Annotated in this window: 11 protein-coding genes; 6 read left to right on the forward strand and 5 right to left on the reverse strand. The window is 66.2% G+C overall.

What is annotated here, in order from left to right; genetic code table 11:
- Positions 1 to 49 precede the first annotated feature (49 nt).
- Positions 50 to 1,156: a glycosyltransferase family 9 protein gene (locus tag BVG12_RS18565; protein ID WP_075793687.1), complete on the forward strand. Its 1,107-nt coding sequence runs from the start codon at positions 50 to 52 to the stop codon at positions 1,154 to 1,156.
- Here the strand turns inward: BVG12_RS18565 and BVG12_RS18570 are convergent.
- The 4 genes from BVG12_RS18570 to BVG12_RS18585 all read right to left on the reverse strand — a co-directional run bounded on the left by BVG12_RS18570 (position 1,147) and on the right by BVG12_RS18585 (position 4,960).
- Positions 1,147 to 2,208 (reverse strand): glycosyltransferase family 9 protein, encoded by a 1,062-nt coding sequence (locus tag BVG12_RS18570; protein ID WP_075793688.1) that lies wholly within the window; start codon positions 2,206 to 2,208, stop codon positions 1,147 to 1,149. The genes BVG12_RS18565 and BVG12_RS18570 overlap by 10 nt on opposite strands.
- A gap of 1 nt (position 2,209) precedes the next feature.
- The gene (locus BVG12_RS35195) at positions 2,210 to 3,052 is read right to left on the reverse strand and encodes a glycosyltransferase family 2 protein (RefSeq protein ID WP_075793689.1); all 843 of its coding nucleotides are present in this window, start codon (positions 3,050 to 3,052) and stop codon (positions 2,210 to 2,212) included.
- A complete protein-coding gene (locus BVG12_RS35200) occupies positions 3,049 to 3,681 on the reverse strand; it encodes a DUF4254 domain-containing protein (protein WP_075793690.1) in 633 nt (210 codons plus the stop codon). Before BVG12_RS35200 ends, BVG12_RS35195 begins: the two co-directional genes overlap by 4 nt.
- Positions 3,682 to 3,793: 112 nt before the next feature.
- Positions 3,794 to 4,960, reverse strand: coding sequence for an MFS transporter (locus BVG12_RS18585; protein WP_075793691.1), 1,167 nt, complete (start codon positions 4,958 to 4,960; stop codon positions 3,794 to 3,796).
- A gap of 270 nt (positions 4,961 to 5,230) precedes the next feature.
- Here BVG12_RS18585 and BVG12_RS18590 point away from each other — a divergent pair, with 270 nt between their 5' ends.
- On the forward strand, positions 5,231 to 6,442 hold the full coding sequence (locus tag BVG12_RS18590; RefSeq protein WP_075793692.1) for a DUF418 domain-containing protein: 1,212 nt from the start codon (positions 5,231 to 5,233) through the stop codon (positions 6,440 to 6,442).
- Here the strand turns inward: BVG12_RS18590 and BVG12_RS18595 are convergent.
- Positions 6,409 to 6,957, reverse strand: coding sequence for a putative glycolipid-binding domain-containing protein (locus BVG12_RS18595; protein ID WP_075793693.1), 549 nt, complete (start codon positions 6,955 to 6,957; stop codon positions 6,409 to 6,411). The genes BVG12_RS18590 and BVG12_RS18595 overlap by 34 nt on opposite strands.
- Before the next feature lie 144 nt (positions 6,958 to 7,101).
- Between BVG12_RS18595 and BVG12_RS18600 the strand changes: the two genes are divergently transcribed.
- The 4 genes from BVG12_RS18600 to BVG12_RS18615 all read left to right on the forward strand — a co-directional run bounded on the left by BVG12_RS18600 (position 7,102) and on the right by BVG12_RS18615 (position 13,404).
- Entirely contained in the window at positions 7,102 to 8,166 is a 1,065-nt protein-coding gene (locus BVG12_RS18600; RefSeq protein WP_075793694.1) for an AI-2E family transporter, read from the forward strand.
- A gap of 325 nt (positions 8,167 to 8,491) precedes the next feature.
- Positions 8,492 to 8,977, forward strand: a complete 486-nt coding sequence (locus BVG12_RS18605) for a gluconokinase (RefSeq protein ID WP_075796445.1) — start codon at positions 8,492 to 8,494, stop codon at positions 8,975 to 8,977.
- 92 nt (positions 8,978 to 9,069) lie between these two features.
- On the forward strand, positions 9,070 to 12,069 hold the full coding sequence (locus BVG12_RS18610; protein WP_075793695.1) for a TonB-dependent receptor: 3,000 nt from the start codon (positions 9,070 to 9,072) through the stop codon (positions 12,067 to 12,069).
- A 12-nt stretch (positions 12,070 to 12,081) separates the two neighbouring features.
- Positions 12,082 to 13,404, forward strand: a complete 1,323-nt coding sequence (locus BVG12_RS18615; RefSeq protein WP_075793696.1) for a gluconate:H+ symporter — start codon at positions 12,082 to 12,084, stop codon at positions 13,402 to 13,404.
- Positions 13,405 to 13,418: the final 14 nt, after the last annotated feature.

Here is a 13,418-nt window from a genome sequence, read left to right on the forward strand (position 1 = left end):
TCAGGGTCAGACGCATCGTCGAAGACAGTACGCGTTGTACGGCGGGACGATGCAACGTCGCCATGGAGGTTTTGTTAGCCGCTCAGCCGAAAAGGAGGAAAAAGTGTACCGTCGACCACTGCTGCAGCGTCTCGATCCGTCTTCGGTCGTCGTATTCCGCGCGCTCCACCTCGGCGACATGCTATGCGCGGTGCCTGCCCTGCGCGCGTTGCGCGCCGCCCTGCCCCGCGCCCACATCGCACTGGTGGGTTTGCCGTGGGCGCAGCAATTTGCGGACCGGTTCGACACCTATGTCGATGAGTTCATCGCCTTTCCCGGCCATCCTTTATTGCCCGAGCAACCGGTCCGGCAGGAAGCGCTCGCGCATTTTTATACGCACCTCTGCACCCGCCAGTTCGCGCTGGCGCTCCAGTTGCACGGAAGCGGTGACGTGAGCAATGACATCGTCAGCGGCTTCGGCGCGCAAACGATGGCGGGGTTCTGCCGTGGCGACGCCGTCGTCCGCGACCGGACCGTCCTGTTCCCCTATCCGGAGATCGGCGCGGAGCCGGAGCGTCTCCTGTCCCTGATGGAACAGATGGGCGCACCATCGACGGGCGTGGACCTGGAATTTCCGTTGTCGCGGCAAGACGAGGATGAGTGGCGCGCCAGCGGCCTCGGCAAAACGCTCGTTCCCGGCGAATACATGTGCATCCATCCCGGCGCGCGCAAGCGGGACAAATGCTGGCCGGCGCACCTGTTTGCCGACGTCGGCGATCGCCTGGCGGCCGAGTTCGGCCTCAAGGTGGTGTTGACCGGATCGGCCGAAGAAGCGGACTTGACGGCCGAAGTCGCGGACCGCATGCACCACAAGCCGCTCGACGCCGCCGCACCGATCTCCATCGGCGCGATGGCCGTCCTGATGCGCGATGCCAGGCTATTGCTCTGCAACGACACCGGCGTGTCCCACATCGCGGCCGGCCTCAAACTGAAAAGTGTCGTCGTGTTCAGCAAAGCCGACATCGCCCGCTGGGCGCCACTCGACCGCCATATGCACCGCTGCATCTGGGATCCCGGTGCCGAACGCGCCCACGTGGTGCTGCAACACGCGCGTGCCTTACTGTCCGGTACGGCGCCGAGCCGGCAGCGCAGTGTCGGCCTGTGGCCCTACTGGTAGCGATCGATGGCCACCCGCGCCAATGCATCCACCTCATCGACACTCACGTCGGCCACGAAGCTCACATCATGCGGACAGCGCGTGTGGAGATTGTCTTTATCGCAGACGGGACATCGTGTCCGCACCGCCAGGGCGGCATGCAGCGCTGACGGCCGCAACGGCATCCCTTCGATCAGATTCGTCAGCCAGAAAATGCCGACACTCGGCACGCCCAGGGCCAACCCGAGATGCAGCGGTCCGGTGTCGTTCGATACCAGCAGGGCCGTGCGCTCGAGCAGGCCGCACAGCCCGCCCAGGCTCAGCCGGCCCGCGAGGTCGATCGCCGGTGCGCGCATGCGGGTCGCAACGTCGTGCACCAGCGCGGCTTCGTCCGCCGAACCGTTGATCGCCACGCACACGCCGTCTCGCGCAAGCCGGTCGCCCAACGCCGCGAAAGCGCGCGCGGGCCAGCGGCGGCGCGGATCGGTCGCTCCCGGCTGCAGCAGGACGAGACGTTCACCCGGCCTGACGGGGACGATTGCCGCCGCCTCGTCCCGATCGGCTGCCGTCAACGCGATTTCCGCTTGCGCGGCCGGCGGCAACCGGACATCGGCACCGGCAAGGCCCGCGATCTCGAGCAAGGCAAGCCTGCGCTGGCCGGGTTCGCGATAGGCGATCCAGCGGTCGAGCAAGGGAACGCCCAGCGCGCACGCGCCGACCGTCAAGCGCGCCCCGAAACGCAACAGGAAGGGATTCGAATACCGTCCGCCGCCATGCATCTGCAGCGCGAGATCGAACCGTTCCGCGCGCATCGCGTCGACGAAGCGCCCGATTGCGTCTGTGTCCGGTGCCGTATCGGGCGGCGCGGCCACGCCGGGGACGGGAGGGACTTCGACGACGCGGTCCACCGGGCCAGGCCGCCCTTGCAGGAACGTCCGATGCCAGGCTTTACCGGCCAGGACCAGCTCGGCCTCGGGATAGGTCTGCTTGAGCGCATGCAAGGCCGGCAGTGCGAACACGAAATCGCCCACCGCGCCCGGCCGCAGGACGACGATCTTGCGCACGTCGTCCATGTCACCGGATGTCCATCACGCTGTCTGCCGGCGGATCGGCCAACGGCAGCACATAAGGCGCATCGATGGCCCGTGCCGTGATCGTCGTCGGCAGTTCCATGTGATACGCGCCGGACGGCAGGATGGCGCAGCCGCCGTAGCGTGCCATGACGCGCTGCTGAGCCAGCACGTCTTCGCCGCAATGCTGCGCCGGCAGTTCGGGCCAGAAGTCGAAGCCGCCCGCGGCCCGCAGCTTGGCCGTGTCGAACATCACGCATCCGCCCACCCAGGCAATCTTGTAGCGCCGGGTCGGCGCGCCCTCCTGCTTCAGGCGCGACTGCACGTGGAACAGATTCGCCGCGCTGTGCAAATGGTGGCGTGCCCATGCCGGGCTGCCGGGCCGTATGGTTTCCGGCATCACGGGACCGTCCCAGAATTCGATTGTCTCCTGCATCGGCCGCAGCTGCCCGAGGAAGCTCAATCCGTGCAGCGCGCTGCCGACGAGGCCGCATCGTTCGGCGCGGATGACGGCGTGCAAGCGGGCGACGAGGTCGGGCTCAAGGATCACGTCGTCGTCGACGAACAGACAGAACGGAGACCGCACCTGGGCCAGCAGGAAGGCGCGCTGTTCGGCCATGCCGCGGCGGCGCTCACGTTTGAAGGTGTCCACGCTGCGTCCGCACGCGCGCAGGTAGCGCAATACGGCCTGCACTTCGCCATGCGCGCATGCGCCGTCCCCATCCGACTGGTCGGCAAGCACGATGCGCAAGGCCGGCCAGGTCTGGGCGCCCAGCGCCGTCAGCGTGACCGCGAGCGCCCCGGGCCGGTTGCGGGTCGGGATCAGGACGTCGATCGTCTCGCTCACGGCGTCGCCCTTCCATTTGGCGTCGCCTGGCCATTCAGATAGGGATTGAGTGCCGGATCGTTGTACATCTTGAATTGGCGATAGAGCTTGAAGTAAGCCCGTCCGGCCCGCGCCTCCGTGAGCAGGAGGTCGAGGCAGGACACCAGGTCCTGGCGTTGCGTGAGCAGGCGTTCGAGCTTGCCGGTGCAGGTGCGGACGTGTGCCTCGTCCGCATCGGCGCGTTGCGCCTGCGCGCGCATGTGGTGGATCTTGAGGGCCAGGATCGACAGGCGGTCGATCATGGCGCCCGCTGTCTCGCTCGAGAGCCGCGCGCCGGGCTCGCAGACGACGTGGCGCAGGTCGGCCAGCAGCGCCTCGTCGATGGATTCGACCGCGTCGTTGCGCTTCTGGTTGTAGCGGTCGATCAGGCGCTTGCCGGCCGCGATCTCGGCGGGCGGCACGTCCAGCCGGCGCGCCCGGTCCTCCTCGTGCCACAGCAGGCCGTTGTAGCGGTGGTTGTCGTCGATCCATTCCCATACGCCGGATGCGCCGGATGCGCCGGCGCCATGCGACATGACCGGCCAATCGCGTTCGCGCAGCTGACGGTCGTGGAACCAGACGATGGACACGGCATCGATTTCGCTTTGCATGAGAACTCCAGGCAGACGAGTGACACTGCTTGGAGCACCCAGGCGTACTGGGGTTCTTCGAAATCGGCTCGGGCTTGGCTCAGCGCAAACTGCGCGTGCCGGACGAAAAAGATTACTTCAACAGGCGCGAACGGCTGGCCACGAAGGCGATCAGCGCAGCCAGGCCGCCGATGTAGGCGATGGCGACCTGCATGCCGAGGCCTTGCGCGATGGCGCCGATCACCGGCGGGCCCATCAGGCTGCCGCTGTACGCCATGCTGGCGACGCCCGCCAGTGCCACCGGACCTTGGCTGCCTGCGGCGCTGAACACGAACGGGAACACCAGCGCCATGCCCGCGCCGGCGACGGCGAAGCCGAACAGGGCGAAGTAGGCATCCGGCGACAGCACGGCAAAGAACAGGCCGGCCGCACCCAGCATCGAGCCGCTGGTGACCAGGGAGCGGGCGCCGTAGCGGGCCTTGAGCTTGTCGCCGACCAGGCGGGCCAGCAGCATCATCACGGAGAACGACGACAGGGCCAGCGGCGCCAGGCCGTCCGATGCACCGAAATGCTCTTTCAGGAACACGTCGCTCCAGTCGGCGATGCTGCCTTCCGCCATCGAACCGAGGAAACCGATGGCGCCCAGGAACAGCAGCGGACCGCGCGGCAGCGAGAACGATTTTTTCTCGACGGCTTCGCCGGAATCATCCGCGTCCAGCGACGACACGCCGAAGTACAGGGCCAGGGCCAGCGGACCGGCCAGCATCACGAAGTGGGTCGCCGGCGCGATGTGCAGGCTCGCCATCAGGCTGCCCAGGGTGGCGCCCGCCAGGCCGCCGGCACAGCCGAGGCCATGCAGTTTCGACAGTTCCGACTTGCCGGTCTGCTTTTCGCGCCTGGTGGCGGCCGAGTTGACGGCGACGTCGAACGTGCTGGCCGCGACGCCCAGGCTCAGCACGGCCATCATCAGCAAAGGCACGGTCGGCGCGGCACCGATGGCGATCAGCACGGCCAGCAGGGCCAGGCCGGAAAACAGCATGGTCTTGCGCGCGCCGAGCGAACCCATCATGCGCGATGAAATCGGGTACGACAGAACGGCCCCCAAGCCGCCGCAGAGAAGAATCATCGACAACGCCGAGTGCGACACGTGCACGCGTCCGGCCATGGCGGGGATACGGCCGGCCCACGAACCCATGATCACGCCGAACACCGTGAACAGGAGCGGCAGGGCAAACGACTGCGATTGCGCGAATGCGACGGTGCGGGAACTGGCGGTGCTGACGGGCAGATGATTTTGCATTTAGTAGATGTTCGTTGATGACTGAAGCTGACAAAGGCCAAAAGCAAACGCCAACCGATTGGTTGGCGCATGGAAAGCTGACAGGGGGCAATTCTACGTGATTTGCGCGCGCTTTGCTTTGCCACTCGGAAAAAAGACGCCGACAGAAGTCACGGGTTTGTAACCAGATGTGAACGAGAGGCAAAGCAGCAGCGGCCGGCATTTGCAAAAATCATTGAGCGTGAAAACGTTTTCAAACTAGAATTGCCGGGCACAACGGACAGGAATCCCATGACGACCTCCACTATGCCGAACACGTCCCGCCTCGACCTCGTCGACGCCCTGCGCGGATTTGCGATCGTCTCGATCATGCTGCTGCATAACATCGAGCATTTCGACCTCTACTTTTCGCCGCCGGGGGAGCCGGCCTGGCTGAAAGGACTCGGACAAGGCATCTGGGACACGATGTTCGCCCTGTTCGGCGGCAAGTCATATGCCATCTTCGCCCTGCTGTTCGGCCTGACGTTCCAGATCCAGCACGACGCGCGGGCCCGGCGCGGCGAGGATTTCCGGCCGCGCTTCGCGTGGCGCATGCTGCTCCTGCTCGGGTTCGGACTGGTGAACAGCGCGTTCTACCAGGGCGACATCCTGTCGATGTATGCCGTGCTCGGCCTGGTCCTGATCCCGGTCGCGCGCCTGCGCATGCGCACCGTGTTCGTGCTGGCCTGCTTCCTCAGTCTGCAGCCGTTCGCCTGGTTCGATGCGCTGGCGGCACTGGACAGCGCGCCGGGCAAGTTGCCGGATCCGGCGTCCTGGGCCTTGTACGGCCGCGCCGACGCGTACCTGAAGCACGGCGCCTTGGTCGACGTCTGGATCGGCAACCTCACGAACGGCAGGCAGGCCGTGTGGCTGTGGAGCTGGGAAATGGGCCGCGTCCTGCAGATTCCCGCGCTGTTCATGTTCGGCATGCTGGCCGGGCGCGCCGGGCTGTTCGCGGTCAACGACAGGAACCGTCTCATCTGGCGCCGCATCTTTGTCGTCGCGTTGCTGCTGCTCGGTCCGCTGATCTTCATCCACGGTCACCTGGAAGCGTGGATCGCGGCCGAGGCACTGCGCCGGCCGGTGGACGGCATCTGCGCGCCGCTGCTGAAACTGGACATCATGCTGATGCTCGTGACGGGCTTCGCGCTGCTGTACCGCCGCCCTTCAGGCGCGCGCGTGCTGGGCGCGTTCCGCTGGCTGGGACGGATGAGCCTGACGAGCTACATGATGCAGTCCATCATCGGCACGACGCTGTACCACGGCTTCGGCTTCGGGCTGTATGCGACGACGGGCACCGCGCTGGCGCTCTCGATCGGGATCGTGCTGGCCGTGCTGCAGGGCACCTTCAGCGCCTGGTGGCTCAGGCATCACAAGCAGGGGCCGCTGGAAGCGCTGTGGCATCGCCTCACGTGGATCGGCACGGACGCTCAACCGGCGACGCGCGTGAACAACCCCGGGTAATGCAGCACGAGGCCGTCGCCGTCGATCTCGAGCTCGGCGGTGAACGGGCGGGACAGGCTTTCGAACCGCACCCGGTCCTGCGCCAGGCGGGTGTAAGCCTGGGCCACGGGCTGGACGTCGAGCTTGGGCAGGTCGACGTAGGCGACGCGGATTTCCTGGCGCTGCTGCAATTGCTCGCCCAGGCGGCGGATCGGCAGCGTGTTGGTGAAGGGGCTGCCGGACAAGTCGACGTCCGTGCAACCCTGCAGCGCCGGCAGCGGCGTGCCGTCGGCTTGGGTCCAGTTGCCGGCACCGTCGGCCCGCAGACATACCCGCCCCTTGCCCGCGACATGCACGTCGAGACTGCGCACCCGCCAGTGCTCGTCGCAGCATAGCGCGTAACTGCAGGCAAACAACCGGCCGCCCGCTGGACCGATGAGTACGCCTTCGGCCGTCGCGCCCGCGTCGCCGATGTCCAGTTCGACATGCTCCAGGCCCCCACTCTGCTCCGTTGCCCAACGATAGCTGCGATTCACGTCGCCTCCTTCGCTTTTCCGTGCACGCTCACTGTAGCACCATGCCCGCAACCATGTTGCCGAGTTGCGCGCCGGCGATATGGTCCTCGCCGTATCATGTTGACAAGGGCCGCCGTACCGGCGGGCCGCTGCCAGGGAGAAACCGTGTTCGGTATCGATGCGCGCACGGCACGCGTGGTGTGGACGGCCGCGCTGGTCGTCGCAGGCCTGTATGGCGTCTATCTCGTGCGGACGACGCTGCTGGTGATGCTGATCGCCGTGCTGTTCAGCTACCTCATCTATCCGCTGTTCGTGCTGGCCCAACGCCAGGTCGGCGGACGCATTCCGCGCACGCCCCTGCTGTGCCTCGTGTACCTCATCGTCATCGCGCTCGTCGCGCTGGCCGTCGGACTGTTCGGCAACCAGGTGGCCGAGCAGGCGACGACGCTGGCGCACCAGTTGCCCACCCTGCTCGATCCCGCCACGCTGGAAAAACGCCTGCCGCTGCCCGGCCTGCTCGAACCGCTGCGCGCGCGCCTGGCCGCTTTCCTGCGCGGCATGTTGCAGGGCGGCTCGGCGGAAGCGATGCCGTTCGTGCGCAACCTCGGCTTCGGGCTGGTGCACCTGGCCGGCAACCTGATCTATGTCGTCGTCGTGCCGATCCTGAGCTTCCTGATGATCCTGCAGGCGCCCGTCTTCGACGAACTCCTCGTGACGATGACTCACCGCCGCAACGGCGCGTTCTGGACGGACGTGCTGCACGGCCTGAACACCGTACTGTCGAGCTATGTACGGGCGCTGGCCCTGCTGTCGCTGGCGACATTGATCGCCTACGGCCTCGTGCTGTCGCTGATGGGGGTGCCGTTCGCGCTGCTGCTGGCCGGCGTGGCGGCCGTGCTGGAAGTGATTCCCGTGCTGGGTCCGCTGGTCGCGGCGGCCGCCATCGTGGGCGTCGCCCTGTTCAGCGGCTACGAACACGTGGGCTGGATCATCGCCTTCATCGGCGCCTATCGCGTCTTCCAGGACTACATGCTGAATCCCTACCTGATGAGCGAAGGCGTGGACGTGCCGCCCATCCTCGTCGTGTTCGGACTGCTCGCCGGCGAGGAGCTGGCGGGCGTCTCCGGCATCTTCCTCTCCGTTCCCTTCATCGCCGCCGTCCGGATGGTGGCCATGCAGGTGCGCCTGCACCGGGCCAAGATCACGAGCACGTCCACGCCCGCCGGATAATCGTGTTGTAAACGCCACACCTGACCCGACCATGCCGCTATGCACAACTGATAGCGCTAACAGTATCCGACGACCATTTCACTCTGACACAACAACAAGATACGTACCATTTCATGCACATCGCATGATGTCATCTCCGGCGCGTTTCGCTGCGCAGCATGAAGAAATCCTTTACAAACGTGCCGCCTTATTGAAGACTGGGCAAAAATGATAGCGCTAACGGTCGCACCGAACTGAAAGGAAGAAAAACAGCATGGCACCACCAAGCGATGTATCGATCCAGCCCGGCGATGGCCTACGCGGTGACGACCGCCGCTGGGTCATCATGGGCGTCTGCGGATGCGGTAAAAGCACGATCGCTGCCGCCCTCGCCGCGGCGTTCGACGTCCGCTTCATCGAAGGCGACGCGTATCACCCCGCCCCCAACGTGGTCAAGATGTCGGCCGGCATTCCGCTGACGGACGACGACCGCACCGACTGGCTGCAGGCGCTGGCCACGGAAATCGCTGCCGCGCGCGAACGCGGCACCGGCATCGTCGTCTCGTGCTCGGCGCTCAAGCGGCGCTACCGCGACCAGTTGCGCCGCGCCGATCCGAACTTGCGCTTCGCGCACCTGGCAGGTCCGCGCGGCACGATCGCGGCGCGCATGCAGACGCGCATCGGCCACTACATGCCGATTTCGTTGCTGGACAGCCAGTTGCGCGACCTCGAGCCGCTGCAACCCGGCGAGGCCGGCATCACCCTGGACCTCACCCAGCCGCCGGAAATCCTGGTGGCCAGCATCATCGCATCGACCGGCAGGACGGACTGAACACAAGCAATACCAAGTAAGTCGCCGCACCCTGGCCCAGCCGCCCACCGTCCGAGGCGGCACGCCAACCACACGAGAACAACGGAGACACCATGCGTACACCACTACCAAGGACCCTCATCAACCTGGCCGTCGCCGGCGCCTGCGGCATCTTGGGCGCGGCCGTCCACGCCCAGGACGTCCAGCAGGCACCGCAAACCCCGGCCGACGGCCAGGGCGCGAGCGAGGCCGCGCAGGCGACCCCGGCCACGGAACCGGCCACCGCCGCCGTCCCGGAAACGAATGTCGTGCGCATCTCGGGCTCGCGCATCGTGGCGCGCGGCTTCACGCAGCCGACGCCGACGACGAGCCTGTCCGCCGCCGACCTGGAAAAGGCGGCGAAACCGAACCTGTTCAACACGCTGGCCGAACTGCCGGCGCTGCAGGGCAGCACGGGCCGCACGACAAGCACCAACAGCACCTCGAGCGGCATCCAGGGCCTCTCCTCGCTGAGCCTGCGCGGCCTGGGCACGCTCCGCACGCTGACCCTGCTGGACGGCCAGCGCGTCGTCGGCGCCAACGTCACCGGCGTCACGGACGTCAGCCAGTTCCCGCAACTGCTCGTCAAGCGCGTGGACGTCGTGACGGGCGGCGCGTCGGCGTCGTACGGGTCGGATGCGGTGGGCGGCGTCGTCAACTTCATCACGGATAAAAAATTCACGGGTTTCAAAGCCAACGTCGAAGGTGGCCAGACGCGCTACCACGACGACAAGAGCGGCACCCTGCAGGCCGCCTGGGGCAAGGGCTTCATGGACGACCGCCTGCATGCGACCGTCAGCGGGGAATTCAGCAAGGAGAACGGCATCGATTCGCCGGGCTTCGGCGAAGTGGGCGCCGGCGGCCGCACGTGGTACCGCAACACCGTGTTCCAGCGCCGCCCGCTGTCGCAAACGACCGACGGCCAGCCGGAATACAAGGTCATCGACCACGCGCAGCAATACCAGTATTCGAAATACGGCCTGATCACGAACGGGCCGCTGCAGGGCACCGCGTTCGGCGACGGCGGCGTGCCCTACCAGTTCAACTACGGTTCCAACGGCGTGCCGACCCACACGGGCCAGGTCACCAACTGCGTGAATCCGTTCTGCGTGGGCGGCGACTTGTCCGGCAGCGTGGGCGCCGGCACGAACCTCGCGATGAATTTCAAGCGGCAGGTCGCGTACACGCGCCTGTCGTGGGACATCGATCCGGATAACGAGATCTATGTCACGCTGAACTACGCGCAGGTGAAATCGCATTTTTCGCCGAATCCCGGCGCGGCCAAGCAGGCCAACCTGACCATCAATTGCGACAACGCTTTCCTGCCGGCCTCGATCGTGGCAGCCTGCGCGGCCAACAATATCAAGAGCTTCCAGTACGGCACGGCGAACGCCATCTTCCCGGCGAACATCAACGTGCACCCGACGCGCACGCAGCGCCGCTTCGTCCTCGGCGGCGACGGCAAGTTCACGCTGTTCGGCAAGGACTGGTCGTACGACGCGTACGCGGAACACGGCGAGAACACGACCAACATCAACGTCCACGACATCACGCTGAACGCACGCTACGGCAAGGCGATCGACGCCGTGCGCGACCCGGTGTCCGGCAAGATCGTCTGCCGCGATGCCACCGCCGCCGCGAACGGCTGCGTCCCGCTGAACATCATCGGCAACAACCCGGTCGATCCGGCCGCGTGGGCGTATGTCGCGCCGGCCGCCGGCCCGATCCAGCGCACGACGCAAAGCCAGGACGTGGCCAGCGCCAACTTCAACGGCGAAGTGTGGGAAGGCTGGGCCGGTCCGCTGTCGATGGCGACGGGTGCCGAGTGGCGCCGCGAAAAATACGACGTGCACGGCGACCCGTACGGCGCCGGCGTTTCTCCCGATTCGATCGGCGGCGCCGCCTACCCGGCCGATCCGATCCTCAACAGCACGGTCGGCAACAACTGGTACGCCGGTAACTATCACAACGGCGCCGGCGCCTACAATGTGCGCGAGGCCTACGTCGAGCTGAACCTGCCGGTACTGAAATCGGACACGTGGGGCGAAGCGAACCTGAACATCGCCGACCGCCAGACCAAGTACAGCACGGCGGGTAACGTCAGCAGCTGGAAGATCGGCGCCACGTGGAAGACCGGCATCGACGGCCTGCGCTTCCGGGCCGTCAGCTCGAAGGACGTGCGCGCGCCTAACCTCTCCGAACTGTTCGCGGCGCCGGTCGTCGTCAACAACCAGGTCCAATACCAGGGCAACACGGTCAGCGTGCAGCAGCGCACCGTCGGCAACACGAACCTGCGTCCGGAAATCGCGCGCAACAACTCGTTCGGCATCGTGCTGAGCCAGCCGAGCTGGGCGCCCGGCTTCTCGACGTCGGTCGACTACTATGACATCAAGGTCAACGACGTGATCTCCACGTTGTCGATCCAGCAGGAAGTCGACCTGTGCACGGCCGGTAACAAGGAAATCTGCTCGGCGATGGTGCTGAACAGCCCGGGCAACAACTACGTCACGGTGCAGAACTTCAACCTCGCGTCGCTGCATTTGAAAGGCTTCGACATCGAGAGCGCGTACCGCACGAATCTCGACAAATTCAGCCTGCCGGGCCGCTTCACCGTGCGGGCGCTGGCCACGCGCACGCTGCACTTCATCACGGACTCGGGCGTCGTCGGCACGATCCCGTCGGAAGGCGCGGGCGTCAACCTGGGCAACACGCCGAAGTGGAAGCTGCTCGCGACGCAGTCCTGGGACAACGATAAGCTGAGCCTCACGCTGACCGAACGCTGGGTCAGCGACGGCAAGTACAGCAACGAGTACATCGAGTGCCAGACCAACTGCCCGGTGTCGACCCTGATCCACCCGACCATCTACGACAACAAGATGAAGGGCGCGACCTATATCGACTTCGGCGGCAGCTACAACGTGTCGAAGCAGACGATGGTCTACTTCAAGATCGACAATCTGGCTGACCGCGATCCGACGCCGGCACCGCAGGCCAACCCGAGCTTCGCGATCAACCCGGCCCTGTACGACGTCGTGGGCCGCACCTACCGCGCCGGCCTGCGCTACAACTTCTGATCGGAGCCGGCCATGTGGAATCTACTGTCCGTATTGCTGGCGGTCGGCCTGCTGACGTTGATGATCGCGTGGGGCAAGGTGCAGCCGCTCCTCGCGTTCGTCGTCGCCGCCATCGTCGCCGCATTGATGCTCGGGATGCCCGCCGCGAAAATCCCGGGCGCGATCGAAAAAGGGATCGGTGACCTGCTCGGGTCCCTCGTCGTCGTGATCTGCCTCGGCGCCGTGTTCGGCAAGCTGATCGCCGACAGCGGCGCGGCCCGGCGCATCGCGATCAGCCTCGTCGGCCGGCTCGGCATGCACCGGATCCCGGTGGCGATGACCGTCACCGGCTTCGTCGTCGGCCTGCCGCTGTACTACAACGTCGGCTTCGTGCTGATGGTGCCGCTGATCTTCTCGCTCGTGTACCAGTCGGGCCGCCCGGCCGTGGCGCTCGGCATGCCGCTGCTGGCGGGCCTGTCGATCGCGCACGGCTTCCTGCCGCCGCATCCGTCGGCAACGGCGCTCGTCGTCGCGGTGCACGCCGACATGGGCAAGACCTTGCTGTACGGCCTCGTCGTCGCGATCCCGACCTTGATCATCGCGGGGCCGATCTTCGCGATGTCGCTGAAACACATCCGGGGCGAGCCGGCACCGATGTTCCGCACCGCGCAGCAGGACATCCCCGACAGCGAACTGCCCGGCACCTTCAACAGCTTCGCGACGGCGCTGCTGCCCGTCGTGCTGCTGGGTGCCCTCACGCTCGTCACGCTGGTCCGCCCGGATCTGGCGAAACCGCTCGCGTTCCTATCCAGCCCGCTGATCGTGATGCTGCTGTCGTACGGCGTCGCGATCGTGACGCTGGGCGTCGGCCGCGGCCAGCCGTTCAAGCGCGTGACGGACAGCGCCGCGGGCGCGCTGCGCGAGATTTCGCCGATCCTGATGATCATCGCCGGCGCCGGTGGCCTCAAGCAGGTGCTGATCGATTCCGGCGTCAGCGCGGAACTGGGCACGCAACTCGCCCACATGCCTGTGCCGCCGCTGCTGCTCGGGTGGGCCGTCGCGACCCTGATCCGCGTCTGCCTGGGCTCCGCCACGGTGGCCGGCATCACGGCGGCCGGCGTCGTCGGCCCGCTCGTGCAGAGCTCCGGCGTCGACCCGAACCTGATGGTCCTCGCCGTCGGCGCGGGGAGCCTGATGTTCAGTCACGTGAACGATTCCGGCTTCTGGATGTTCAAGGAATATTTCGGCTTGTCGTTGAAGGACACGTTCCGCTCGTGGACGATGATGGAGACCATCGTCGGCGTGTTCGGGCTGCTGTTCGTGATGTTGTTGTCGCTGTTCGTCACCCAAGGATAACAAGGATAACTATA

The sequence above is a fragment of the Massilia putida genome (assembly GCF_001941825.1).
In the GTDB taxonomy this organism is placed as follows: domain Bacteria; phylum Pseudomonadota; class Gammaproteobacteria; order Burkholderiales; family Burkholderiaceae_D; genus Telluria; species Telluria putida.